General features: G+C 61.7%; 21 protein-coding genes. 15 read left to right on the top strand and 6 right to left on the bottom strand.

Going from position 1 to position 24,614, the window contains the following annotated elements:
• Positions 1-34: 34 nt before the first annotated feature.
• Positions 35-1,903 carry a hypothetical protein gene (locus E4T63_RS25915; RefSeq protein ID WP_135296726.1) on the top strand — a complete coding sequence of 623 codons (1,869 nt, stop codon included), beginning with the start codon at positions 35-37 and terminating at the stop codon, positions 1,901-1,903.
• 25 nt (positions 1,904-1,928) lie between these two features.
• Positions 1,929-3,173, top strand: coding sequence for a metallophosphoesterase family protein (locus E4T63_RS25910; RefSeq protein WP_123588992.1), 1,245 nt, complete (start codon positions 1,929-1,931; stop codon positions 3,171-3,173).
• A gap of 122 nt (positions 3,174-3,295) precedes the next feature.
• Here E4T63_RS25910 and gbcA read toward each other — a convergent pair whose 3' ends face one another.
• The gene (gbcA, locus tag E4T63_RS25905) at positions 3,296-4,591 is read right to left on the bottom strand and encodes a glycine-betaine demethylase subunit GbcA (RefSeq protein ID WP_135296725.1); all 1,296 of its coding nucleotides are present in this window, start codon (positions 4,589-4,591) and stop codon (positions 3,296-3,298) included.
• Between the two features lie 281 nt (positions 4,592-4,872).
• Between gbcA and gbcB the strand changes: the two genes are divergently transcribed.
• Complete coding sequence (gene gbcB, locus E4T63_RS25895) at positions 4,873-5,973, top strand: glycine-betaine demethylase subunit GbcB (RefSeq protein WP_135296724.1); 1,101 nt, start codon at positions 4,873-4,875, stop codon at positions 5,971-5,973.
• A 210-nt stretch (positions 5,974-6,183) separates the two neighbouring features.
• On the opposite strand, the gene E4T63_RS25890 is transcribed toward gbcB, so the two are convergent.
• Complete coding sequence (locus E4T63_RS25890; protein ID WP_134787507.1) at positions 6,184-7,008, bottom strand: SDR family oxidoreductase; 825 nt, start codon at positions 7,006-7,008, stop codon at positions 6,184-6,186.
• Positions 7,009-7,172: 164 nt separating this feature from the next.
• A complete protein-coding gene (locus E4T63_RS25885; protein ID WP_016772826.1) occupies positions 7,173-8,213 on the bottom strand; it encodes a low specificity L-threonine aldolase in 1,041 nt (346 codons plus the stop codon).
• Positions 8,214-8,339: 126 nt separating this feature from the next.
• Between E4T63_RS25885 and E4T63_RS25880 the strand changes: the two genes are divergently transcribed.
• From E4T63_RS25880 to fdhA, 8 genes are all read left to right on the top strand, one after another.
• Positions 8,340-9,050 carry a TraX family protein gene (locus E4T63_RS25880; RefSeq protein ID WP_135296723.1) on the top strand — a complete coding sequence of 237 codons (711 nt, stop codon included), beginning with the start codon at positions 8,340-8,342 and terminating at the stop codon, positions 9,048-9,050.
• Between the two features lie 286 nt (positions 9,051-9,336).
• Positions 9,337-10,590, top strand: a complete 1,254-nt coding sequence (gene glyA / locus E4T63_RS25870; RefSeq protein ID WP_135296722.1) for a serine hydroxymethyltransferase — start codon at positions 9,337-9,339, stop codon at positions 10,588-10,590.
• A 20-nt stretch (positions 10,591-10,610) separates the two neighbouring features.
• Positions 10,611-11,861 (top strand): sarcosine oxidase subunit beta, encoded by a 1,251-nt coding sequence (locus tag E4T63_RS25865; RefSeq protein WP_003206307.1) that lies wholly within the window; start codon positions 10,611-10,613, stop codon positions 11,859-11,861.
• Between the two features lie 14 nt (positions 11,862-11,875).
• Entirely contained in the window at positions 11,876-12,205 is a 330-nt protein-coding gene (locus E4T63_RS25860; RefSeq protein ID WP_047596487.1) for a sarcosine oxidase subunit delta, read from the top strand.
• Positions 12,202-15,219, top strand: a complete 3,018-nt coding sequence (locus E4T63_RS25855; RefSeq protein ID WP_135296721.1) for a sarcosine oxidase subunit alpha — start codon at positions 12,202-12,204, stop codon at positions 15,217-15,219. Before E4T63_RS25860 ends, E4T63_RS25855 begins: the two co-directional genes overlap by 4 nt.
• A gap of 160 nt (positions 15,220-15,379) precedes the next feature.
• Positions 15,380-16,012, top strand: coding sequence for a sarcosine oxidase subunit gamma (locus E4T63_RS25850; protein ID WP_134787505.1), 633 nt, complete (start codon positions 15,380-15,382; stop codon positions 16,010-16,012).
• Positions 16,013-16,228: 216 nt separating this feature from the next.
• The gene (gene purU / locus E4T63_RS25845) at positions 16,229-17,086 is read left to right on the top strand and encodes a formyltetrahydrofolate deformylase (protein WP_003228959.1); all 858 of its coding nucleotides are present in this window, start codon (positions 16,229-16,231) and stop codon (positions 17,084-17,086) included.
• Positions 17,087-17,290: 204 nt separating this feature from the next.
• Positions 17,291-18,490, top strand: a complete 1,200-nt coding sequence (fdhA, locus tag E4T63_RS25840; protein ID WP_027610665.1) for a formaldehyde dehydrogenase, glutathione-independent — start codon at positions 17,291-17,293, stop codon at positions 18,488-18,490.
• Between the two features lie 216 nt (positions 18,491-18,706).
• Here fdhA and E4T63_RS25835 read toward each other — a convergent pair whose 3' ends face one another.
• Both E4T63_RS25835 and E4T63_RS25830 read right to left on the bottom strand, forming a co-directional pair.
• On the bottom strand, positions 18,707-19,381 hold the full coding sequence (locus E4T63_RS25835) for an anti-sigma factor (protein WP_135296720.1): 675 nt from the start codon (positions 19,379-19,381) through the stop codon (positions 18,707-18,709).
• Positions 19,378-20,013 carry an RNA polymerase sigma factor gene (locus E4T63_RS25830; RefSeq protein WP_098965966.1) on the bottom strand — a complete coding sequence of 212 codons (636 nt, stop codon included), beginning with the start codon at positions 20,011-20,013 and terminating at the stop codon, positions 19,378-19,380. Before E4T63_RS25830 ends, E4T63_RS25835 begins: the two co-directional genes overlap by 4 nt.
• A 148-nt stretch (positions 20,014-20,161) precedes the next feature.
• On the opposite strand from E4T63_RS25830, the gene E4T63_RS25825 reads away from it, so the two are divergent.
• A complete protein-coding gene (locus E4T63_RS25825) occupies positions 20,162-20,719 on the top strand; it encodes a DUF2780 domain-containing protein (RefSeq protein WP_135296719.1) in 558 nt (185 codons plus the stop codon).
• Between the two features lies 1 nt (position 20,720).
• Here the strand turns inward: E4T63_RS25825 and E4T63_RS25820 are convergent, their stop codons facing one another.
• Complete coding sequence (locus tag E4T63_RS25820; protein ID WP_135296718.1) at positions 20,721-21,608, bottom strand: acyltransferase; 888 nt, start codon at positions 21,606-21,608, stop codon at positions 20,721-20,723.
• 309 nt (positions 21,609-21,917) lie between these two features.
• Here E4T63_RS25820 and E4T63_RS25815 point away from each other — a divergent pair, with 309 nt between their 5' ends.
• From E4T63_RS25815 to creC, 3 genes are all read left to right on the top strand, one after another.
• Complete coding sequence (locus E4T63_RS25815) at positions 21,918-22,421, top strand: ATP-dependent zinc protease family protein (protein WP_007962587.1); 504 nt, start codon at positions 21,918-21,920, stop codon at positions 22,419-22,421.
• A gap of 68 nt (positions 22,422-22,489) precedes the next feature.
• Positions 22,490-23,170, top strand: coding sequence for a two-component system response regulator CreB (gene creB / locus E4T63_RS25810; RefSeq protein WP_135296717.1), 681 nt, complete (start codon positions 22,490-22,492; stop codon positions 23,168-23,170).
• Entirely contained in the window at positions 23,170-24,588 is a 1,419-nt protein-coding gene (gene creC, locus E4T63_RS25805; RefSeq protein WP_135296716.1) for a two-component system sensor histidine kinase CreC, read from the top strand. The genes creB and creC overlap by 1 nt, the downstream gene beginning before the upstream one ends.
• Positions 24,589-24,614: the final 26 nt, after the last annotated feature.

The raw sequence follows: 24,614 nt of genomic DNA, 5'->3' as shown, positions 1-24,614 counted from the left end.
ATCGCTGGTTGGTGGTCAGAAGGAAATGGATGACATGGATACCTACATCCGCTGGTTTCAACGCTTCATCTGGATCGGCATTGCAATGAACATGGTGTTCGCGATCCCGGCGCTGTTTGCGCCGGGGTTGCTGACATCGGTGGTCGGTCTGCCGCCGCAACTCTCCGACCCGTGGCTGGAAAACGCCGGGATGCTGCTGGTGGGCATCAGCGTGTTTTACATGCCGTCGGGCTTCAACGCGCCGCGCTATGTGGTGCATTCCTGGCTGTGCGTGCTGACGCGGCTGATCGCCGTGGTGTTCTGGATTTACCTGATCAATACGAGTATTCAGGGTTCGGTGTTCGTGCCGATGCTGATGGGCGATCTGAGCTTCTTCCTGATCCTCGGCATTCTGCTGTACCTCGGCACCACGCCCGCGAACCGGCCATGGGCGCTGCTGTGCGACGGCTGGCGCGAGTGGCGCGCGGCCTGGGCGCGGCAATGGCAGAGTCATGCCTTCAAGGTCGGTACCTTGGTCGTGCTGGCGCTGCTCGGTTTCATCGGTTACCAGACCTGGTACCAGATGCTGCGGGTGGTGCCGGAGCAGGAATACGCCTCCGACGAAGACCACTACAAATACGCCGCCATCGGCCTCGGTATCGAGGCGCGGATCCCGTATTACCTGTTCGCCGTGCTGCCGCAGATGTGCCCGGAAAAACTGCCCAAACCCGGCGGCTGGGAAGTCTTCGGCTTTCTCTATGAAAACGGCAAGGACCTGCCGATCGGCATGGCCAAGCGGCAGATCGGTTACCCGACCGTGGAACCGAACTGCGCGCTGTGTCACACCGGCTCCTACCGGGCCAATGCCAGCGACGTTGCGGTCAACGTGCCGAGCGCGCCGGCCAACACCCTGCAACTGCAGGCCTTCCAGTGGTTCGCCTACGATTGCGCCAGCGACCCGAAATTCACCACCGACGCGGTGATGGCGGCGATCAACGGCAAATTCCAGCTGGGCTTTTTCGAGAAGCTCTACAACCGCTATCTGATTATTCCGATGGCGAAGAGCGCTTTGCTCAAGCAGAAACAGGCCTACGCCTGGCAGAAGCTGCGGCCGCAACAGGGCCCGGGCCGCACCGACACCTTCAACCCGACGAAAATGGTGGTGTTCGGCTTCCCGGATGACTCGACCATCGGCACCGTCGATCTGCCGCAAGTGTGGAACCAGAAGCCGCGGGAATCGATGTACCTGCACTGGGACGGCAATAACAACAAGATCCACGAGCGCAACTACGCCGCCGCGATGGCCGTGGGCGCAACGCCGGAGTCGGTGCTGCCGCCGAGCTTCAACCGAGTGACCAACTGGCTGCTCGGGCACAAGGCGCCGGCGTGGCCGTGGGCGCTGGATCAGGCGAAAGTCGCGCAAGGCAAGCCGATCTGGGATGCAAATTGCGCCGCGTGCCACGACTTCGGACGCGCCGACACCGGGCAAGTGACCACCAACATCGACCAGCTCGGCACCGATCCACATCGGCTCGATTCGTTCACCACCGGTCTGGTGACGGCGTTCCATACCTTCAAGAAACCGCCGTTCGACTTCGGCGCGTATCGCAAGACCCAGAGCTACAGCAACACGCCGACTGACGGTATCTGGCTGCGCGCGCCTTACCTGCACAACGGTTCGGTGCCGACCCTGTGGGATCTGCTGCAACCGCCGGAAAAACGTCCGGTGGTGTTCATCACCGGCTCCGACGTCTACGACCCGGTCAACGTCGGTTTCGTCACCACGGGCGCTCAGGCCAAAGCCTCGGCGGATTTCAAATACGACACCCGACTGGAGGGCAACCACAACAGCGGTCACCTGTATGGCACCACGCTGTCGGACGACGACAAACGTGCGTTGATCGAATTCATGAAAACCCTGTGAACCCTTACGGATAGAGGATTACGCCATGTCACTGGTCAGTCATTGGGAACACGAGTACGACAAGGTCAAACTGCGCATTCACGGCTTGTTCACGCGCATGGAAATGGCCTGGATGAAGCTCATCAGCGAGCTGGAACCGCAGGAGTTTCAGGCGATCATCAAGCTGCTGCAGCGCGGTCACGATCAGGCGCAGTACGTGCTGAAAAACGGTGAGTTGCCGGGCGACGAGCCGGCGGTGCCGTGGGAGTTGTCCCACGGGTTGTCGATCCTGCGTATCGGCAATGCCACACCGTTGCCGCAATCGCCCGATCAACTGGCAACCCGGGTGTTGCAGGACGGCAGCCTGCTCGGCTGTCGCAAGTGGGAATTGCTCGACCTGCTGTGGAGCGAAGCGCTGCTCAAGTGGATTGAAAACCTGCGCCATCACGCGACCTTCGGCACTGACCCGGCGGTGGTGCAGATGGAGCGCGACGTGACTTTGGCGATTGCCGGCGACTGGGGCACCGGCCCCTTCGACAGTCATGCGCCGGCAGTTTCAGTCGCCAACCAGATGCAACTGGCGCAAGCGGATTTCACCATCCATCTGGGCGATGTTTACTACGCCGGCAGCCATTCGCAGGAAGACGTCGACATGGCCGGTTGGCCGATGGGCAGCCACGGCTCGTTCACCCTCAACTCCAACCACGAGATGTACAGCGGCGCCCACGGCTATTTCAAGGAACTGGCCAAGCGCTTTCCGGGGCAGCAGGGCACCAGTTATTTCGCCTTGATCAACGACGACTGGCTGGTGGTCGGGCTGGATTCGGCGTATGCCTCGGACGCGATGAACCTGTACATGGACGGCACGCTCAACGAGCCGCAGATCACTTGGATGAAAGCCTTGCCCAAGCGCAAAAAGATCATGGTGCTCAGTCATCATCAGGGCTTCGATATTTCCGGACACCATCAGACCGCGCTGTATCAACCGGTATGCGATGCCCTGGGGCGCGAGCCGGACTATTGGTACTGGGGGCATCTGCACAACGGCATCGTTTACGCGCAACAGGGCGGCCTGCATGCGCGTTGCGCCGGGCACGGGGCGATTCCCTATGGCAATGCCAGCGAGCTGGACGGGCATTCGCGGGTGTTGTGGTCGGAGACGCAGGATGCCAACGACCCGGCGTATCCGCTGCGGGTGTTGAATGGCTACGCGAAAATCAGGTTGGTGGGGGAGGATATTTTTGAGGAGTTTATTGGCGAGGATGGCAGTGTGAGGTGGTCATCGAAGTGAGGCGGTGACAGGGCCGGCCTCTTCGCGAGCAAGCTCGCTCCCACAGTGGTCGGCGGTGATAACAGAATTTGTGTACACCGCCAGTCCCTGTGGGAGCGAGCTTGCTCGCGAAGCTTTTGCTTTTAGCCCTGAACCGGCACGCCCTTGAGGTACGGCGCAGGTTCCGCCCCAAGGTTGCTCAGCATCCGCTCGCTGTACCAGTCCACGAAGTTGACCACGCCAAACTCGTAAGTCTTGGAGTACGGCCCCGGCTGATAAGCGGTGGAGTTGATCCCGCGCTGGTTCTCTTCGGCCAGACGCCGGTCTTGATCGTTGGTCGCGTCCCACACCTGGCGCATGCGCTCGACGTCGTAATCCACGCCTTCGACCGCATCCTTGTGCACCAGCCATTTGGTGGTGACCATGGTTTCCTGGGCGCTGATCGGCCATACGGTGAAGACGATGATGTGGTCGCCCATGCAGTGGTTCCACGAGTGCGGCAGGTGCAGGATGCGCATCGAACCGAGATCCGGGTTCTTGATCCGGCCCATCAGTTTGGCGCAGCCCTGTTTGCCGTCCAGGGTCATAGATACGGTGCCCTTGAGCAGCGGCATGCGCACGATGCGGTTGCGCAGGCCGAAACTGGCGTGGGCATAAGGGATCTTCTCGGCTTCCCAGGCAGCGGCGGAGGCGGCGACGTGATCCTTGAACGCCTGATCGGCGCGCGGGTCGGTGACGTCGTCCCATTCCAGCAGGGTTTTCAGCAGTTCCGGGTGCGACGCGTTGCAGTGGTAGCACTCGCGGTTGTTTTCCAGCACCAGTTTCCAGTTGGCCTTTTCCATCAAGGTGGTGGTGATCGCCACCTTGGTGTTCTCCATATCGTACGGTTCCATGTAGTGGTTCAGCGTCGACAGGAAGTCATCGATGGCCGGCGGATACTCCGCCAGGCTGATGAAGATGTAGCCGCCGGCAGTCTTCACGTTCACCGGTTTGAGGCCGTACTGCTTCATGTCGAAGTCGGCGCCCATCTCGGTGCCGGCGAACAGCAGGCGTCCGTCCAGTTCGTAGGTCCACTGGTGGTAGTGGCAGACCAGCTTGGCGACCTTGCCCTTTTCGCTGGTGCACAGGCGCGAGCCACGGTGGCGGCAGACGTTATGAAAGGCATGCACCACACCGTCGGCGCCACGAATGACGATGATCGGGTTCTTGCCGACCTGCAGGGTCAGGTAGTTGCCCTTGGCCGGGATCTCGCAAGTCATGCCGGCGATCAACCACTCTTTCTGGAAGATCTCCTGCATGTCGATATCGAACAGGCGTTCGTCGCTGTAGAACGGCTGCGGCAGCGAGAAAGTGCGCTCGCGCTCCTGCAGCATCTGTGCGGTGGCCTTGCGTGCGGGTTCCAGCGGATCGCCCAGGCTGATTTTTGCGGTGACGTCCATCGATGTATTCCTCAAGGCCATCTGCGTGGCCGCGAAAGTGGCTGATCAGGGTTGCTACGCAAGGTGTAAAGAATTCGTCTTGGTGTGGGGCGAGTGTGGGGCCGACGCTGCCCGGAACCTTATCCATGGGCGACATGGTGCAATCTGTTCCCGACGCGCAACCCCCGGCGGTTGGGGGCTGGTCGCGATAAGTATGCCGATGTCGCGGATAGGTAAACGGACGGTTCACGCTATACGCAGAATCGCCACATGAAGGCCGACAGTCGGCCGTGGAGAACAGCATGTCCAACAGCTTCCTGAATCCGGTCACCACCCAGACCTGGGCCAATGGCCGACACATCGTCCGTTGCGTCAAAGTCATCCAGGAAACCTGGGACGTGCGCACCTTCTGTTTCATGGCCGACCAGCCGATCCTGTTCTTCTTCAAGCCCGGGCAGTTCGTGACCCTGGAGCTGGAAATCGACGGCCAGCCGATCATGCGCTCGTACACCATTTCCAGTTCGCCGTCGGTGCCGTACAGCTTCTCGGTGACCATCAAGCGTGTACCGGGGGGCAAGGTCTCCAACTGGCTGCACGACACCCTGCATGAAGGCCAGGAGCTGGCAGTGCACGGCCCGGTCGGGCTGTTCAACGCCATCGACTTCCCGAGTCCGAAAGTGCTGTATCTCAGCGGGGGCGTGGGGATCACCCCGTGCATGTCGATGGCGCGCTGGTTCTACGACACCAACGCCAACGTCGACATGACCTTTATCCACAGCGCGCGCTCGCCGAAAGACATCATTTACCACCGCGAGCTGGAACACATGGCGTCGCGAATCGACAACTTCAGCCTGCACCTGATCTGCGAGAAACACGGGCTGGGCGAGCCGTGGGCCGGTTATCGCGGCTACCTCAATCACAAGATGCTCGAACTGATGGTGCCGGACTTCCTTGAGCGCGAAGTGTTCTGCTGCGGCCCGACGCCGTACATGAACGCGGTCAAGCGCCTGCTGGAAGTGGCCGGTTACGACATGTCGCGTTATCACGAGGAATCCTTCGGTGCCACGCCACCGGAAGCTCGTGCCGATGCGGTGGAGCAAGCCGAGCAGGCAGCCGAGGCTCCGGAAATCGATGCAGCGGATCTGCATCAGGTCGAATTCACCGCGTCCGGCAAAAGCATTCGCGTGGCCCCGGGCGAAACCGTGCACGCGGCGGCGGCCAAGCTTGGCCTGATGATCCCGAAAGCTTGCGGCATGGGGATCTGCGGCACGTGCAAGGTGATGAAGCTTGGGGGCGAAGTAGAGATGGAGCACAACGGCGGGATTACCGAGGACGACGAGGCGGAAGGGTTTATCTTGTCGTGCTGCAGCGTGCCGAAGGGCGACGTCAGAATCGAATTCTGAGCTGGGGCGAATTTTGCGTACGGCTTGCCCCTCACCCCAGCCCTCTCCCAGAGGGAGAGGGGGCCGACCGAGGTGTCTGGCGCTATACATCGACCCTGAAAGACCTTATCGATTATGGATTCGGTAAAGCAGATTCAGGTCGGGGTAATTCTCAAATATCCCCCAATCAGTCCCCTCTCCCTCCGGGAGAGGGTTAGGGTGAGGGGCTTTTCAGTCGATAAACAAATCCGTCATCAACGCCGCATCACTCCCCGGTTCGAACCGGTAATGCTTGAACTCAGTCACGCCGTGCTCACGCAAAATTTCTTCGTCGATAAGCAGTCGTCCAGTGATCTGTCGTGCGCTGCTTCCCAGGATCACATGCGCTGCATCCGCCATGATCGCCGGCGTGCGCGCATGCTTGAACGACTCGCGGTTGCCCAGCTGAAATTCGATGGCGGCGGTGGCAATCATGGTCTGTGGCCACAATGAATTGACGCTGATGCCGTAACTGGCGAACTCCTCGCTCATCCCGATCGTCAGCATGCTCATGCCGTATTTGGTCACGGTGTAGGGGCTGAACTGGGCAAACCACTTGTTCGCCATGTTCAGCGGTGGCGACAAGTTGAGAATGTGTCCGGCGGATTTCTTCAGATAGGGCAGGGCGGCCTGGCTGCACAGCAGTACCGCGCGGGTGTTGATCTGGTGCATCAGGTCGAAACGCTTGAGTTCGATGTGCTGCACGCCAGTCAACTTGATCGCCCCGGCGTTATTGACCAGCGCATCGATGCCGCCGAAATGCTCGTTGGCCTGGGCCAGCGCATTGCGCACCGCGTCTTCATCACGCACATCGACTTGCAGGGCCAATGCCTTGCCGCCAGCGGCTTCGACTTCCTTGGCTACGCTGTGGATGGTGCCGGGCAGTTTGGGATGGGCTTCGGCGCTTTTGGCCGCAATCGCGATATTGGCCCCGTCCTTCGCGGCCCGCAGTGCAATCTCACGGCCGATGCCACGGCTGGCGCCGGTGATGAACAGAGTTTTGCCTTGTAGCGACATGCCGATGCTCCTGCTTCTTGTTATGTGAGCGGAGGGCTCGACAGACAATGTAGACCAAGAGTCATCGCCATCCCTGTAGGAGCTGCCGCAGGCCGCGATCTTTTGATCTTGTTTTTAAGATCAAAATCAAAAGATCGCAGCCTGCGGCAGCTCCTACAGGGGAATCAGGCGGACATCACTTCGCGGATGTCGCGGGCCAGTTCGCGTACGCGTTCTTCTTCGGTGTCCCACGAGCACATGAAACGTGCGCCGCCCTTGCCGATGAAGGTGTAGAAGCGCCAGTTTTTCGCGGTCAGCGCGGCGATGGCCGGTTCCGAGAGTTGCAGGAATACGCCGTTGGCCTGCACCGGGAACATCAGTTCCACGCCCGGAATGTCGCTGACCAGCTCGGCCAGCAGTTGCGCGCAGTGGTTGGCGTGGCGGGCGTATTTGAGCCAGGCGTCGTTTTCGAGGATGCCGACCCACGGTGCCGAAAGGAAGCGCATTTTCGACGCCAGTTGCCCGGCCTGCTTGCAGCGGTAATCGAAGTCTTCGGCCAGTTTGTGGTTGAAGAACAGGATCGCTTCACCCACTGCCATGCCGTTTTTCGTACCGCCGAAGCACAGCACATCGACGCCAGCCTTCCAGGTCAGGTCGGCCGGCGAGCAGCCAAGGAACGCGCAGGCGTTGGAGAAACGTGCGCCGTCCATGTGCAGGTGCAGGCCCAGCTCCTTGCAGGTGGCGCTGATGGCGCGGACTTCTTCCGGGGTGTAGACGCTGCCGACTTCAGTGGCCTGAGTCAGGGTCACGACGCGCGGTTTCGGGTAGTGGATGTCCTGGCGCTTGAGCGCGACTTCACGGATCGACTGCGGGGTGATCTTGCCGTTTTCGGTGCCGGCGATCAGCAGTTTCGAGCCGTTGGAGAAAAATTCCGGGGCGCCGCATTCGTCGGTTTCGACGTGGGCGGTTTCCGAGCAGATCACGCTGTGGTAACTCTGGCACAGCGACGACAGCGCCAGCGAGTTGGCGGCGGTGCCGTTGAAGGCGAAAAACACTTCGCAGTCGGTTTCGAACAGCTTGCGGAAATGGTCGGCCGCACGTGCGGTCCATTCATCGTCGCCATAAGCGCGCTGGTGGCCGTGGTTGGCCTGTTCCATGGCGGCCCAGGCTTCAGGGCAGATACCGGAGTAGTTGTCGCTGGCGAATTGTTGGCTCTTGTCGGTCATGGCCGGCTTCCGTGGTCGAGACTCTTGTGAAGGCTCGTGGTCAATGAGGATGCGCACTTTACCGAAGATCTTCCGGGGAGCACACGGGATGTCGCTGTCAGAAAATTACCAGTTTGTTACCCGATTATGCACGTGACTAAACGCGACGGCGCGCTGGATCTGCTCAAGTGGCTGGCGCTGCTGAGCATGCTGCTCGATCACCTGCGATATGTCGGGATCAGCGCCGATTGGCTGTATGTGCCGGGACGTCTGGCGTTCCCGTGGTTCTGCCTGGCGATGGCGGCGAATCTTGCCAGGGCCGGTGCGCAGAAGACCGAGTGGCGCTATCTGGGCTGGTTGCTGCTGTTCAGTGCGCTCAGCGAAATTCCCTACCGCTTGTACATTCCTGATCCCGACACCTTGAACGTGATGCCCACCCTAGCGCTGGGGTTGCTGGTGGCGCGGGGCTGGCAGGACCGGACGCTGCTGTCACGACTGTTGGGCGTCGGTGCCTTGCTGCTGGCGGCGCTGTTGTCGCAATGGCTGATGTTCGGCGTGTTTGGCGTGTTGCTGCCGCTGGCGCTGCTGTGGGTGATCCGTCGCCCCGGGTATTTCGGCCTGCTGCCGGGGCTGGTGTGTCTGGCGGGGAATCAGTGGCGGGTGCTGTATGAGGCTGCCGTATTCGGTAACGTCGTCGCGGTAATCGGCATCGCGGCGTGTCTGGGTGCGCCATTGCTCGGCATGTTCCTGTTGCGACACTTCGGGTCTACCCATCCCCTGCCCATGCGCCGCTGGGCGTACGCACTCTACCCCCTGCATTTCCTCCTGTTGCTCGCCATCCGCACGGCATACACCTGACCCCTGTGGGAGCGGGCTTGCTCGCGAAAGCGGTGTGTCAGGCGGTATTGATGTCGACTGACACGACCTCTTCGCGAGCAAGCCCGCTCCCACAGGGGATCTCCGCAGTTTTGGATGATGTGTCCGACCAACCATTTCAGGCCATGTCGTAAACGCACCTTTGCGTGGCGTCCGCAGGCATTTGAGCTGTCTGCGCCGGTCATACCATCGGCATCAAAGGGCACTGCCTTGATTGCCAGTGCCTTACCGAGACGAATGGCGCACAGATGCCGCTGGGAGAGACGCGATGTTCAGCAAGCAAGACCAGATCCAGGGTTACGACGATGCACTGCTGGCGGCGATGAATGCCGAGGAGCAACGTCAGGAAGATCACATCGAGCTGATCGCGTCGGAGAACTACACCAGCAAACGCGTCATGCAAGCGCAGGGCAGTGGCCTGACCAACAAATACGCCGAAGGTTATCCGGGCAAGCGCTACTACGGCGGCTGCGAGCATGTGGATAAAGTCGAAGCGCTGGCCATCGAACGTGCCAAGCAACTGTTCGGCGCCGGTTACGCCAACGTCCAGCCGCACTCCGGTTCTTCGGCCAACAGCGCCGTGTACCTGGCGCTGATCCAGCCGGGCGACACCATCCTCGGCATGAGCTTGGCCCACGGCGGCCACCTGACCCACGGTGCGAAAGTGTCGTCCTCGGGCAAGCTGTACAACGCGGTGCAGTACGGGATCAACACCGACACCGGGCTGATCGATTACGACGAAGTCGAGCGTCTGGCCGTCGAGTGCAAGCCGAAGATGATCGTTGCCGGGTTCTCCGCCTACTCCAAGACCCTGGACTTCCCGCGCTTCCGCCAGATCGCCGACAAGGTCGGTGCGCTGCTGTTCGTCGACATGGCCCACGTTGCCGGTCTGGTCGCTGCTGGCCTGTACCCGAACCCGCTGCCGTACGCCGACGTGGTCACCACCACTACCCACAAAACCCTGCGCGGTCCGCGTGGCGGGCTGATCCTGGCCAAGTCCAACGAAGAGATCGAGAAGAAGCTCAACGCCGCGGTATTCCCCGGGGCCCAGGGCGGCCCGTTGATGCACGTCATCGCCGGTAAAGCGGTGTGCTTCAAGGAAGCGCTGGAGCCAGGCTTCAAGGCCTATCAGCAGCAAGTGATCGACAACGCCAAGGCGATGGCCAGCGTGTTTATCAAACGTGGCTACGATGTAGTGTCCGGCGGTACCGACAACCACCTGTTCCTGGTCAGCCTGATCCGTCAGGGCCTGACCGGCAAAGATGCTGACGCTGCCCTCGGCCGTGCGCACATCACCGTCAACAAGAACGCCGTGCCGAACGACCCGCAGTCGCCGTTCGTGACCTCGGGCCTGCGTATCGGCACCCCGGCCGTCACCACCCGCGGCTTCAAGGTCGCCCAGTGCGAAGTGCTGGCCGGCTGGATCTGCGACATCCTCGACAACCTCGGTGACGCCGACGTTGAAGCGAATGTGGCCAAGAACGTCGCGGCACTGTGCGCCGACTACCCGGTTTATCGCTGAGCGGTTTGGAGTAAATGACTATGCAACGCTATTCGGGCTTCGGCCTCTTCAAACACTCCCTCAGCCACCACGAGAACTGGCAGCGCATGTGGCGCACGCCGACGCCGAAGAAGGTCTACGACGTAGTCATCGTCGGCGGTGGCGGGCACGGTCTGGCGACCGCCTACTACCTGGCAAAAGAGCACGGCATCACCAACGTCGCTGTGGTCGAGAAGGGCTGGCTGGGCGGCGGTAACACCGCGCGCAACACCACCATCGTGCGCTCCAACTACCTGTGGGACGAGTCGGCGCACCTGTACGAACACGCGATGAAATTGTGGGAAGGTCTGTCGCAGGATCTCAACTACAACGTGATGTTCTCCCAGCGCGGTGTCTACAACCTTTGCCACACCCTGCAGGACATCCGTGATTCCGAGCGTCGGGTCAGCGCCAACCGCCTCAACGGCGTCGATGGCGAACTGCTCAATGCCAAGCAAGTGGCCGACGAGATTCCATACCTCGACTGCTCGAAAAACACCCGCTACCCGGTGATGGGCGCGACCGTTCAGCGTCGTGGTGGCGTCGCTCGTCACGACGCCGTGGCCTGGGGTTTTGCCCGTGCCGCCGACGCCTTGGGCGTGGATCTGATCCAGCAGACCGAAGTGATCGGTTTCCGCAAGGAAAACGGTGTGTGCATCGGCGTCGAAACCAACAAGGGTTTCATCGGCGCCAAGCGTGTCGGTGTGGTCACCGCCGGTAACTCCGGGCACATGGCCAAGCTCGCCGGTTTCCGTCTGCCGATTGAATCCCACCCGCTGCAAGCGCTGGTGTCCGAGCCGATCAAACCGATTATCGACAGCGTGATCATGTCCAACGCCGTGCACGGTTACATCAGCCAGTCCGACAAGGGCGACCTGGTGATCGGCGCCGGTATCGACGGTTACAACGGTTACGGCCAGCGCGGTTCGTACCCGGTGATCGAGCACACCATCCAGGCGATCGTCGAGATGTTCCCGGTGCTGTCGCGGGTGCGCATGAACCGCCAGTGGGGCGGCATCGTCGACACCACCCCGGACGCTTGCCCGATCATTTCGAAAACCCCGGTACCGAACATGTTCTTCAACTGCGGTTGGGGCACCGGTGGCTTCAAGGCCACTCCTGGCTCGGGCAACGTGTTTGCCGCCAGCCTCGCCAAGGGTGAAATGCACCCGTTGGCTGCACCGTTTTCCATCGACCGTTTCCACAACGGCGCCCTCATCGACGAACACGGCGCTGCTGCCGTCGCCCACTAACAGGAGAAATCCCCATGTTGCATATCTTCTGTCCTCACTGCGGCGAACTGCGCTCCGAAGAGGAATTCCATGCATCCGGTCAGGCGCACATTCCGCGTCCGCTGGATCCGAACGCCTGCACCGATGAAGAGTGGGGCGACTACATGTTCTTCCGCGACAACCCGCGTGGTCTGCACCACGAGCTGTGGGATCACGTCGCCGGTTGCCGCCAGTACTTCAACGTCACCCGCGACACCGTGACCTACGAGATTCTCGAAACCTACAAGATCGGCACCAAGCCGCAATTCACCGACAAGGCTGATTCGGCGAAAACAGCCACGACGGCGCTGGGAGAGAAGGTATGAGCCAGACCAATCGCCTGTCCAACGGTGGACGGATCGACCGCAACAAAGTGCTGAGCTTCACCTTCAACGGTCAGAGCTACAAAGGCTTCGAGGGCGACTCGCTGGCCTCGGCACTGATCGCCAACGGCGTCGACATCATCGGCCGCAGCTTCAAGTATTCGCGTCCACGCGGGATCTTCGCCGCCGGTGCCGAAGAGCCGAACGCCGTGCTGCAGATCGGGGCCACCGAAGCCACGCAGATTCCCAACGTGCGCGCCACGCAACAGGCGCTGTACCAAGGCCTGGTCGCCACCAGCACCAACGGCTGGCCGAGCGTCAACAACGACATGATGGGGATTCTCGGCAAGGTCGGCGGCAAGCTGATGCCGCCGGGTTTCTATTACAAAACCTTCATGTACCCGCAATCGTTCTGGATGACCTACGAGAAGTACATTCGCAAGGCTGCCGGTCTGGGCCGTTCGCCGACCGAAGTCGATCCGGACACCTACGACTACATGAACCAGCACTGCGACGTGCTGATCGTCGGCGCCGGCCCTGCCGGTCTCGCCGCGGCCCTGGCGGCTGCGCGCAGCGGTGCGCGGGTGATCCTCGCCGATGAGCAGGAAGAGTTCGGCGGCAGTCTGCTCGATTCCCGCGAAAGCCTCGATGGCAAACCGGCGATCGAGTGGGTGGCCAGCGTTATCGCTGAATTGAAAAACACCCCGGACGTGCTGCTGTTGCCGCGCGCCACGGTCAACGGCTACCACGACCACAACTTCCTGACCATCCACGAACGCCTCACCGATCACCTCGGTGACCGTGCGCCGATCGGTCAGGTGCGTCAGCGCATCCACCGTGTCCGCGCCAAGCGTGTAGTGCTGGCGACCGGCGCCCACGAGCGTCCGCTGGTCTACGGCAACAACGACGTGCCGGGCAACATGCTTGCCGGTGCGGTCTCGACTTACGTGCGCCGTTACGGCGTGGCACCGGGCAAGAAGCTGGTGCTGAGCACCAACAACGATCACGCCTACCGCGTGGCGCTGGACTGGCTCGACGCCAGCCTGCAAGTGGTGGCCATCGCCGATGCGCGGAGCAATCCGCGGGGTGCGCTGGTGGAAGAAGCCCGCGCCAAAGGCATTCGCATCCTCACCGGCAGCGCCGTGATCGAGGCCCGTGGCAGCAAGCGCGTCACCGCTGCCCGCATCGCCGCGATTGACGTCAAAGCGCACACCGTGACCAGCCCGGGTGAATGGCTCGACTGCGACGTGATCGCCAGTTCCGGCGGTTACAGCCCGGTTGTGCACTTGGCTTCGCACCTCGGTGGCAAGCCGATCTGGCGTGAAGACATCCTCGGTTTCGTACCGGGCGAAGCACCGCAGAAGCGTGTGTGCGTCGGCGGCATCAACGGCGTTTACGGCCTCGGAGATTCGCTGGCCGATGGTTTCGAAGGGGGCGCTCGCGCTGCCAGTGAAGCCGGTTTCGGGGTGGTCGAAGGCACGCTGCCCAAGGCTCTGAGCCGTCTCGAAGAGGCGACCCTGGCGCTGTTCCAGGTGCCGCACGAGAAGGGCACCTCGCGTGCGCCGAAACAATTCGTCGACCTGCAGAACGACGTCACCGCCGCCGCCATCGAACTGGCGACCCGCGAAGGTTTCGAGTCGGTCGAGCACGTCAAACGCTACACCGCGCTGGGCTTCGGCACCGATCAGGGCAAGCTCGGCAACGTCAACGGTCTGGCCATCGCCGCCCGCTCGCTGAACGTGACCATCCCGCAGATGGGCACCACGATGTTCCGCCCGAACTACACGCCGGTAACGTTCGGCGCGGTAGCCGGTCGTCACTGTGGGCACATTTTCGAACCGGTGCGCTACACCGCACTGCATCAATGGCACCTGAAAAACGGCGCCGAGTTTGAAGACGTCGGCCAGTGGAAACGTCCGTGGTACTTCCCAAAAAACGGTGAAGACATGCACGCCGCGGTGAAGCGCGAATGCAAAGCCGTGCGCGACAGCGTCGGCCTGCTCGACGCCTCGACCCTCGGCAAGATCGATATTCAAGGCCCGGATGCCCGCGAGTTCCTCAACCGCGTTTACACCAACGCCTGGACCAAGCTCGACGTGGGCAAGGCCCGTTACGGCCTGATGTGCAAAGAGGACGGCATGGTCTTCGACGACGGCGTGACGGCGTGTCTGGCCGACAACCATTTCGTCATGACCACCACCACGGGCGGCGCGGCTCGCGTGCTGCAATGGCTGGAGCTGTACCACCAGACCGAATGGCCGGAGATGAAGGTGTACTTCACTTCCGTCACCGACCATTGGGCGACCATGACCCTGTCCGGGCCGAACAGCCGCAAGCTGCTCAGCGCCGTGACCGACATCGATCTGAGCAACGAAGCCTTCCCGTTCATGACCTGGAAAGAAGGTCTGGTCGGCGGTGTGCCGGCGCGGGTGTTCCGTATCTCGTTCACCGGTGAGCTGTCGTACGAAGTCAACGTGCAGGCCGACTACGCGATGGGCGTGCTGGAGAAAATCGTCGAGGCTGGCAAGCAGTACAACCTGACGCCGTACGGCACTGAAACCATGCACGTGCTGCGCGCCGAGAAGGGTTTCATCATTGTCGGTCAGGACACTGACGGCTCGATGACCCCGGACGACCTGAACATGGGCTGGTGCGTCGGTCGCACCAAACCGTTCTCGTGGATCGGCCAGCGCGGCATGAACCGAGAAGACTGCGTGAAGGATCAGCGTAAACAACTGGTGGGCCTGAAGCCGATCGACCCGAACGTCTGGCTGCCGGAAGGTGCGCAACTGGTGTTCAACACCAAGCAGGCGATCCCGATGACCATGGTCGGCCACGTGACCTCCAGCTACGCGCACAACTCCCTCGGCTATTCGTTTGCCATGGGCGTGGTCAAGGGCGGTCTGAAGCGCATGGGCGAGCGGGTGTTCGCGCCGCTGGCCGATGGCAGCGTGATCGAGGCGGAGATTGTGTCTTCGGTGTTCTTCGATCCGAAGGGTGATCGGCAGAATATTTGAGGGTTCGGCTCCTGTGGAGTGCCAGTCGCACCGCGGTGACTTCATCGCGAGCAGGCTCACTCCTACAGGTGATCGCGTACCCCTTGTAGGAGTGAGCCTGCTCGCGATAGCGGTAGATCTGCTTGCAAAGGGTTCAAGTCAGAATTAAGGAAGGTGCTTTATGACCACAGCCAACGTGTACCAACAACGCCCGACCACCGGGGCCAAGGCCGAGTCGTCGCTGCACCATGCCGACCTCGCCAGCCTGGTCGGCAAGGGTCGCAAGAACGCCGGCGTCATCGTGCGTGAAAAGAAACTCCTCGGTCACCTGACCATTCGTGGCGATGGCCACGATGCAGCGTTCGCAGCCGGCGTGCACAAGGCCCTCGGCATTGAGTTGCCGGGCGCCCTGAGCGTCATCGTCAAAGGCGAAACCAGCCTGCAATGGATGGGCCCGGGCGAGTGGCTGCTGATCGTGCCAAGCGGTGAAGAATTCGCCGCCGAGCAGAAACTGCGCGAAGCGCTGGGCGACCTGCACATCGCGATCGTCAACGTCAGCGGCGGCCAGCAAGTGCTCGAACTGAGCGGGCCGAACGTGCGTCAGGTGCTGATGAAATCCACCAGCTACGACGTGCACCCGAACAACTTCCCGGTCGGCAAAGCGGTGGGCACGGTGTTCGCCAAGTCGCAGCTGATGATTCGCCATACCGCCGAAGACACCTGGGAACTGCTGATCCGCCGCAGCTTCTCGGACTACTGGTGGTTGTGGTTGCAGGATGCGTCGGCCGAGTACGGGTTGAGCGTACAAGCCTAAAAGCTTACCCCCTCACCCCAGCCCTCTCCCCCAGGGGGGAGAGGGGGGAAGGGAGCAGATTTGTGTGGTTTTCGAGCCTGAGTTCGCCGCGATATTTCAGGTCGGCGTAGCTCGAAAGAACACCTCGGTCAGTCCCCTCTACCTCCGGGAGAGGGCTAGGGTGAGGGGCAAAAATCCCCCAGACACCGCGCACAAAAGAACAGGAGTCACCGCACCATGAGCCGCGCCCCAGACACATGGATTCTGACCGCCGACTGCCCCAGCGTGCTCGGCACGGTGGACGCGGTGACGCGTTTTCTGTTCGAGCAGGGTTGCTACGTCACCGAGCACCATTCGTTCGATGACCGGCTCTCGGGCCGTTTCTTCATTCGCGTGGAATTCCGTCAGCCTGACGGTTTCGACGAACAATCCTTCCGCGCCGGCCTTGCCGAGCGCGGTCAGGCGTTCGGCATGGTCTTCGAGCTGACCGCGCCGAACTACCGGCCAAAAGTGGTGATCATGGTTTCCAAGGCCGATCACTGCCTCAACGATTTGCTTTACCGCCAGCGCATCGGCCAGTTGTCGATGGACGTGGCGGCGGTGGTGTCCAACCATCCGGACCTCAAGCCGCTGGCCGACTGGCACCAGATTCCCTACTACCATTTCCCCCTCGACCCCAACGACAAACCGGCGCAGGAGCGTCAGGTGTGGCAGGTGATCGAAGAGTCCGGCGCCGAACTGGTGATCCTCGCCCGCTACATGCAGGTGCTGTCACCGGAGCTGTGCCGCAAGCTCGATGGCAAGGCGATCAACATTCACCACTCGCTGCTGCCGGGGTTCAAGGGCGCCAAGCCGTATCACCAGGCCTACAACAAAGGCGTGAAGCTGGTCGGCGCCACGGCGCATTACATCAACAACGACCTCGATGAAGGGCCGATCATTGCCCAGGGTGTCGAGGCGGTGGATCACAGTCATTACCCGGAGGATCTGATTGCCAAGGGGCGGGATATCGAGGGCCTGACTTTGGCCCGGGCGGTTGGTTATCACATCGAAAGAAGGGTGTTTTTGAACGCCAATCGCACGGTCGTTCTTTAGATCGCTTTCGCGAGCAAGCCCGCTCCCACAAGGGATTTGTGTCGAAACACAGGTCTCTGTCACACCCAAGATCAACTGTGGGAGCGGGCTTGCTCGCGAAGAGGCCATAACAGGCAACACAACAATCAGCATCTGTACCCGAGCACTTAACGCGCTGCCTGCCTGGGCAACGCAGTTCCATAAAAACAACAGCGAGGTGAAAGCATGTCTGGCAATCGTGGTGTGGTGTATCTCGGCGCTGGCAAGGTCGAAGTACAGAAAATCGACTATCCGAAAATGCAGGACCCGCGTGGCAGGAAGATCGAGCACGGGGTGATTCTGCGTGTGGTGTCCACCAACATTTGTGGCTCCGACCAGCACATGGTGCGCGGCCGTACCACGGCGCAGACCGGTCTGGTGCTGGGCCATGAAATCACCGGCGAAGTGATCGAAAAGGGTTCCGACGTCGAGAACCTGAAAATCGGCGACCTGGTCTCCGTACCGTTCAACGTGGCTTGTGGGCGCTGCCGTTCCTGCAAGGAGCAACACACCGGCGTCTGCCTGACCGTCAACCCGGCCCGTGCCGGCGGTGCCTACGGTTATGTCGACATGGGCGACTGGACCGGCGGCCAGGCCGAATACGTGCTGGTGCCTTACGCTGACTTCAACCTGCTGAAACTGCCGGATCGCGACAAGGCCATGGAGAAAATCCGCGACCTGACCTGCCTCTCCGACATCCTCCCGACCGGTTATCACGGCGCAGTGACGGCGGGCGTTGGCCCGGGCAGCACCGTTTACATCGCCGGCGCCGGCCCGGTCGGTCTGGCCGCTGCAGCCTCGGCGCGTCTGCTGGGGGCGGCGGTGGTGATCATCGGCGACGTCAACACCATCCGCCTGGCGCACGCCAAGGCTCAGGGTTTTGAAGTGGTCGACCTGTCCAAGGACACGCCGCTGCACGAACAGATCGCCGCACTGCTGGGCGAGCCGGAAGTCGATTGCGCGGTGGACTGCGTGGGCTTCGAAGCACGCGGCCACGGGCATGACGGGGTGAAAGCCGAAGCACCGGCCACTGTGCTCAACTCGCTGATGGGCGTGGTGCGTGTGGCCGGCAAGATCGGTATCCCGGGCCTGTACGTGACCGAGGATCCGGGTGCCGTGGACGCCGCCGCGAAAATGGGCAGCCTGAGCATCCGCTTCGGTCTGGGCTGGGCCAAATCCCACAGCTTCCACACCGGCCAGACCCCGGTGATGAAGTACAACCGCCAACTGATGCAGGCGATCATGTGGGACCGCATCAATATCGCCGAAGTGGTTGGCGTGCAGGTCATCAGCCTCGATCAGGCGCCGGAAGGTTACGGCGAGTTCGATGCCGGTGTGCCGAAGAAGTTTGTGATCGATCCGCATCGGTTGTTCAGTGCGGCGTAAGTTTCAGGCAATGCAAAACGGCGACCTCAAGGTCGCCGTTTTTTATGGGGATGAGCACGAAACCTGTGGCGAGGGAGCTTGCTCCCGCTCGGCGGCGAAGCCGTCGTAAAATCCACACATGCGGCGTCTCAGGAAAATTACCCACACAAGATTTGGGCCGCTTCGCAGCCCAGCGGGAGCAAGCTCCCTCGCCACAAAAGGTTTGTGGTGCCAGAGTCAGAGAGCCGCTAACGCGCCCTGGTAAAGCACAGGACCGGTCGGCTGCCCGGTCGGCGAGCCACCCTTCGGTTCCAGACTCACCGCCAGCGCAATCGGCTGGCCGATCAAGACTTTCTGCGCCGCGCTCAGTTCAACCTTGCCTTTGCCGCCTGCAGGAATCACCCCCAGCGAAATCGGCTTGCCGTCCGCCGGTATCGCCCACAGTTCCAGGCTGCGATCTGGCCCGACTGCCGCCAATGTCAGCGGTTCGAATTGCAGATAATCCGCATGCGCCTCGACCTTCAGTGCCGGCTGCGTGTCGGCGCTCAGCAAGGTGGCGCGGTAGCGGGCGTCGTCGCGGTTGTACAGCGAGCCGAGGAATACCAGGACCACGATCGAGCAGAGTGCGGCGGTAACCCGCAGCCAGTTCCAGAACGGACGTTTTTCCGGGACGTGCAGTACTTGCGGCTCGATCCGCGCGGTGATGCCTTGCCACACCCGATCTGGCACCGGTTGCTCCGGCAGCGTTTCGGTAAGGCTGGCGAGGCTCTCCTGCCACTGCGCCAACTCGGTTCGCAGTGCTGCGTCATCCAGCAGCAATTGTTCAAAGCGCCGACGCGCCGCCGACGACATCAGGCCAATGGCGTAATCGGCAGCGAGGGCGCGGCGCAAGGCGGGGGTCTGGTAGTTCATGATTCAAGGCACCTGCGCAGACGCTCCATGCCGCGACGAATCCACGACTTCACCGAGCCCAGCGGTGCCGCCAGGTGTTCGGCGAGTTCCGAGCAGGAAAGGCCCTGGAAGTAGGCGACGCTGATCGACTGGCGCTGCATGCCGTCAAGGGTGTCCAGGCAACGGTGCAGCGCGCTGGCTTCGCGGCTGCTGTTCAACAGGTCGTGGGCTGAAGGGCCATCGTCCGGCAGGGTGTCCTGTTCGAAGTCGGTCAGCGGCCGTTCGCGCTGTTTGCGTAATTGGTCGATGGCCTGATTGCGAGTGATGTTGATCATCCAGGTCAGCGGCGCCGACAAGTGGGCTTCGTAGCGCGAGGCGTTATTCCAGATGCGCACGAAGCTTTCCTGCAGCACGTCCTCGGCCAGATCCGCCCGGCCCATGAAGCGCAGGGCCACGCCGTGCAGGCGTGGGCCAACGCTGCGATAGAGCGTTTCGAATGCACCGCGGTCGCCCAGTGAGCACTGGGCCAACAGCTGGCGCAACTGATCGGGGTCGGCGATGGAAATGACGGCTCTCCAGGCAATGGGCGGGCGACGAGGGCGCTGCTCGGGCTGTTCACAGGCTAGTTCAGCGACGGCGCTTGTGCCATTCATCTCGGGTTATCCGCGGTTTCACGTTTTATATACGTGGCTATGCTGAAAATGGATGCGTCGGCGAGGAACATGCTGGCTGAAACCCGGTCAAACCGGCAGTTTTGCCGCTCATAGACGGGCGGTTACCACAGCGCAAGAGGATGTCTGAATGAAGATTTCACGCGGTATTGCCTTGGCTTCACTGATGACCCTTGCAGCGAGCCCGGTGTTTGCCGGCTTCAGTCTGGACGACGTGACCAAAGCGGCTGCAAGCATGCAGGGTGGCAACGCTGCCACCGCCGCCGCTCCGACCTCGGAAACCGCCGGTTTGCTGCAAGCCGTTACCGGTCTCGGTGTTACGCCTCAGCAAGCCGTCGGTGGCACCAGCGCCATGCTCGGCCTGGCCAAGAATCAGTTGAGCAGCACCGATTATTCGCAGCTGGCCAAAGAAGTGCCGGGCATCGACAAACTGTCGGGCGGCAGCGGCAACCTGGCGGCGTTGAGTGGTTTGCTGGGTTCGTCGGGCAAGTCGGCCGGGCTGGAAAACGCGCTGGGCAACGTCAAGGACACCAACGACCTGAACAATGCCTTCGGTGCGTTGGGCATGGACAGCGGCATGGTCGGCCAGTTTGCCCCGGTGTTGCTCAAGTACCTGGGTGATCAGGGCGTCGGCGGCCCGCTGCTGCAGAGTCTGGGCAGCATCTGGGGCGCCGGCACCGGTAGCTGATTCAGCCGCGCTCGCCGCGCAGTTCGCTGATGCGCTGATCCTTCTCGGTCCAGAGCTGGTTGACCCAGTTCTGGACCTGCTGGCGAAACTGCGGATCGTTCTCGTAATCGCCCTGCGACAGTGCCGGGTCGAGTTCGCGGGTCTGGATGTCGACAATCACCCGCGGCACGCTGCCGCTGATCAGATCCCAGAACCCCGGAATCTTCTGCTGTGGATAAACCACGGTCACGTCAAGCAGCGCATCCAGCTGTTCCCCCATCGCCGCCAGAACAAACGCCACACCTCCCGCCTTGGGTTTGAGCAGATGCTTGAACGGTGACTGCTGCTGCGCGCTTTTCGCCGCGGTGTAGCGGGTGCCTTCCAGATAATTCACCACCGTCACCGGCTGGCGTTTGAACAGCTCGCAGGCCTGTTTGGTGATTTCCAGATCCTTGCCCGCCAGTTCCGGGTGCCTAGCGAGGAACGCCTTGGTGTAGCGCTTCATGAACGGGTAATCCAGCGCCCACCACGCCAGACCGAGGAACGGTACCCAGATCAGTTCTTTCTTGAGGAAGAACTTGAAGAACGGCGTGCGCCGGTTGAGAGTCTGGATCAGCGCCGGAATGTCGACCCACGACTGGTGGTTGCTGACCACCAGGTACGAGGTGTCACCACGCAGGTCTGCGCCGCCGCGAATATCCCATTGGGTGGGGATGCACAGGCGAAAAATCAGCTTGTCGATTTCCGCCCAGGTCTCGGCAATCCACATCACCGCCCACGAGGCGTAGTCGCGCCAGCGCCCCGGCGCAATCAGTTTGAGCAGGGCAAAGACCAACAACGGCCCGATCAGGATCAGGGTGTTGAGCAACAGCAGCAGGGTGACGAAACAGCCGGTGAGCAGGCGGCGCATAAGCAACTCTATGAAGGCGGATGGGCGCGCCATGATAAGTGGCTTCGGGTGAGAGGCCAAATCGATGGTGACGAATGTTTCACTTTTGGCTGGCTATGCTGGCGCTGATTACTGTGTTGGCAGGGCTGGGCTCTTCGCGAGCAAGCCCGCTCCCACAGTGGATCTTCAGTGTGCATGCCATCTCCAACAGATCCCGGATCCCCTGTGGGAGCGGGCTTGCTCGCGAAGGCGGACTCAAGCGAACCAATTGCTCGCCGGCTGTCTAAAATCTCGCGTCTGACGCCCTCATTTTCCAAGGAAGCCCTCTACGTGAAATCCCTCCTTGCACTGTTTGCCCTCGTCGCCCTGCCGGTCATGGCCGCCGAGCCGACCCTGTACGGGCGTTACGAATACATCGCGCTGCCGGAAATCGGTGGTGAGGTTCTCAAGGCCAAGATGGACACCGGCGCGCTGACCGCCTCGCTGTCGGCCAAGGACATCGAGACTTTCACCCGCGACGGCGAGAACTGGGTGCGTTTCCGCCTCGGCACCAAGGATGCCAGCAACAAGGTCTACGAACACAAGGTCGCGCGGATCAGCAAGATCAAGAGCCGCTCGGATGAAGAGGACGAGGGTGACAGCACTGAAGTCGCCAAGCGCCCTGTGGTCGATCTGGAACTGTGCCTGGGCAACGTCAAGCGCACCGTTGAGGTCAACCTGACCGACCGCAGCAACTTCAACTACCCGCTGCTGATCGGTGCCAAGGCCTTGCGCGAGTTCGGCGCGGCAGTGAACCCGGCGCGGCGTTTCACCGCCGACAAGCCGGACTGCTAAGTGGTCTCATTGACGTAACGTCAGGCTTGGGGCACCGTTCGCGCACTTAACCCATGGGCTCGGACGCCATGCCTCATATCCTGATTGTCGAAGACGAAGCGGCGATTGCCGACACGCTGATTTTTGCCCTGCAGGGCGAGGGGTTCGCCACCACGTGGCTGAGCCTCGGCGCGGCGGCGCTGGAGTTTCAACGGCAGACCCCGGCTGACTTGATCATTCTCGATATCGGCCTGCCGGACATCAGCGGTTTCGAAACCTGCAAACAGCTGCGGCGCTTCAGTGAAGTGCCGGTGCTGTTCCTCAGTGCCCGGGACGCCGAGATCGATCGGGTGGTGGGGCTGGAGATCGGCGCCGACGATTACGTGGTCAAGCCGTTCAGCCCACGGGAAGTCGCCGCGCGGGTACGGGCGATTCTCAAGCGCATGGCGCCGCGTCCTGCGGTTGAAGCGTCCTCGGCGCTGTTTCGCATCGATGCCGAGCGTGTGCAGATCGTCTATCGGGGACAGCCGTTGAGCCTGACCCGTCATGAGTTTCGCCTGTTGCAATGCCTGCTCGAACAACCGCAGCGGGTGTTCAGCCGCGAGCAATTGCTCGATGCGCTGGGGGTTGCCGCCGACGCCGGTTACGAGCGCAGCATCGACAGCCACATCAAAAGCGTGCGCGCCAAATTGCGCCTGGTGCGGGCCGATGCCGAGCCGATCCAGACCCATCGCGGCCTCGGTTACAGCTACAGCCCGGGGCACAGCTGATGTCGTTGGGGCTGCGGATTTTTCTGGTGTATGTGCTGTTTGTCGGCCTGACCGGTTACTTCGTGCTCAACACGGTGATGGAAGAAATCCGCCCGGGCGTGCGCCAGTCCACCGAAGAGACTCTGGTCGACACCGCCAACCTGATGGCGGAGATCCTGCGTGATGATTTCAAGGCCGGCACGCTCAGCGAAAACCGCTGGCCCGAATTGTTGCGTGCCTACGGTGAACGCCAGCCGCAGGCGACCATTTGGGGTTTGCCGAAAAATCAGGTCAACCACCGCATCTACGTCACCGACGCCAAAGGCATCGTGGTACTGGATTCCAGCGGCGTGGCGGTCGGGCAGGATTACTCGCGCTGGAACGACGTCTACCTGACTTTGCGTGGTGAGTACGGCGCTCGTTCGAGCCGCAGCGATCCGAATGATGCGAACTCCTCGGTGATGCACGTCGGCGCGCCGATCCGCGACAACGGCCGGATCATCGGCGTGGTTACCGTGGCCAAACCCAACAGCTCATTGCAGCCTTATGTTGATCGTACCGAGCGGCGCCTGCTGTTTTACGGCGCCGGGCTGATCGGCCTCGGTCTGCTGTTCGGCGCTTTGCTGTCGTGGTGGCTGAGCCGCGCGCTGCACCGTTTGACCGGGTATGCGCAGGCGGTGAGCGAAGGCCGGCGAGTGGAAGTGCCGCATTACCGTGGCGGCGAACTGGAGCAACTGGCGACGGCGGTGGAACAGATGCGCACCCAGCTCGAAGGCAAGGCTTACGTCGAGCGCTACGTGCACACCCTGACCCATGAATTGAAAAGCCCGCTGGCGGCGATACGCGGTGCGGCGGAATTGCTGCAGGACGAGATGCCAGCGATTCAGCGCTTGCGCTTTGTCGGCAACATCGACAGCGAAAGCGCGCGGATGCAGCAGTTGATCGAGCGGCTGTTGAATCTGGCTCAGGTGGAACAGCGGCAGGGTCTTGAGGAGCGCGTGGCGGTGCCGCTGGCGGCATTGGTTGATGAATTGTTGCGGGCGCAGGCAGCGCGCATCGAAGGCCGGCGGCTCAAGGTCGAGCAGACGATTGCGCCAGATCTGCTGCTGATCGGCGAGCCGTTTCTGTTGCGTCAGGCGTTGGGCAATCTGCTGGAGAATGCGCTGGATTTCACCCCGGTCGCCGGGCTGCTGCGCTTCAGTGCCGAGCGCGTGGGGGAGCAGGTCGAGTTGCGCTTGTTCAACGAAGCAGCGGCGATTCCCGATTACGCCTTGCCACGCCTGAGCGAGCGATTTTATTCGCTGCCGCGCCCGGACACTGGGCGCAAGAGCACCGGGTTGGGGCTGAACTTCGTTGAAGAAGTGGTGAAGTTGCATGGTGGGTCGATGCATATCCGCAACGTCGAGAGCGGTGTGGAAGTGACATTGCGCTTGTCCTGAAACCGAGTCGCTGCCTTCGCGAGCAA

Source organism: Pseudomonas fluorescens (genome assembly GCF_004683905.1).
Lineage (GTDB): Bacteria > Pseudomonadota > Gammaproteobacteria > Pseudomonadales > Pseudomonadaceae > Aquipseudomonas > Aquipseudomonas putida_A.
The sequence above is the reverse complement of the archived record's forward strand: the minus strand, read 5'-3'. Positions and strand labels throughout refer to the sequence as shown.

Coding starts and splice junctions, on each gene's coding strand:
- glyA (WP_135296722.1), top strand. CDS start 9,337: ATGTTCAGCAAGCAAGACCAGATCCAGGGTTACGACGATGCACTGCTG.
- E4T63_RS25820 (WP_135296718.1), bottom strand. CDS start 21,608: ATGCGCCGCCTGCTCACCGGCTGTTTCGTCACCCTGCTGCTGTTGCTC.
- E4T63_RS25835 (WP_135296720.1), bottom strand. CDS start 19,381: ATGAACTACCAGACCCCCGCCTTGCGCCGCGCCCTCGCTGCCGATTAC.
- E4T63_RS25890 (WP_134787507.1), bottom strand. CDS start 7,008: ATGTCGCTACAAGGCAAAACTCTGTTCATCACCGGCGCCAGCCGTGGC.
- E4T63_RS25910 (WP_123588992.1), top strand. CDS start 1,929: ATGTCACTGGTCAGTCATTGGGAACACGAGTACGACAAGGTCAAACTG.
- creB (WP_135296717.1), top strand. CDS start 22,490: ATGCCTCATATCCTGATTGTCGAAGACGAAGCGGCGATTGCCGACACG.
- E4T63_RS25880 (WP_135296723.1), top strand. CDS start 8,340: ATGCACGTGACTAAACGCGACGGCGCGCTGGATCTGCTCAAGTGGCTG.
- E4T63_RS25885 (WP_016772826.1), bottom strand. CDS start 8,213: ATGACCGACAAGAGCCAACAATTCGCCAGCGACAACTACTCCGGTATC.
- E4T63_RS25830 (WP_098965966.1), bottom strand. CDS start 20,013: ATGAATGGCACAAGCGCCGTCGCTGAACTAGCCTGTGAACAGCCCGAG.
- E4T63_RS25850 (WP_134787505.1), top strand. CDS start 15,380: ATGACCACAGCCAACGTGTACCAACAACGCCCGACCACCGGGGCCAAG.
- gbcA (WP_135296725.1), bottom strand. CDS start 4,591: ATGGACGTCACCGCAAAAATCAGCCTGGGCGATCCGCTGGAACCCGCA.
- creC (WP_135296716.1), top strand. CDS start 23,170: ATGTCGTTGGGGCTGCGGATTTTTCTGGTGTATGTGCTGTTTGTCGGC.
- E4T63_RS25860 (WP_047596487.1), top strand. CDS start 11,876: ATGTTGCATATCTTCTGTCCTCACTGCGGCGAACTGCGCTCCGAAGAG.
- E4T63_RS25855 (WP_135296721.1), top strand. CDS start 12,202: ATGAGCCAGACCAATCGCCTGTCCAACGGTGGACGGATCGACCGCAAC.
- E4T63_RS25865 (WP_003206307.1), top strand. CDS start 10,611: ATGCAACGCTATTCGGGCTTCGGCCTCTTCAAACACTCCCTCAGCCAC.
- fdhA (WP_027610665.1), top strand. CDS start 17,291: ATGTCTGGCAATCGTGGTGTGGTGTATCTCGGCGCTGGCAAGGTCGAA.
- E4T63_RS25825 (WP_135296719.1), top strand. CDS start 20,162: ATGAAGATTTCACGCGGTATTGCCTTGGCTTCACTGATGACCCTTGCA.
- E4T63_RS25915 (WP_135296726.1), top strand. CDS start 35: ATGGATACCTACATCCGCTGGTTTCAACGCTTCATCTGGATCGGCATT.
- gbcB (WP_135296724.1), top strand. CDS start 4,873: ATGTCCAACAGCTTCCTGAATCCGGTCACCACCCAGACCTGGGCCAAT.
- purU (WP_003228959.1), top strand. CDS start 16,229: ATGAGCCGCGCCCCAGACACATGGATTCTGACCGCCGACTGCCCCAGC.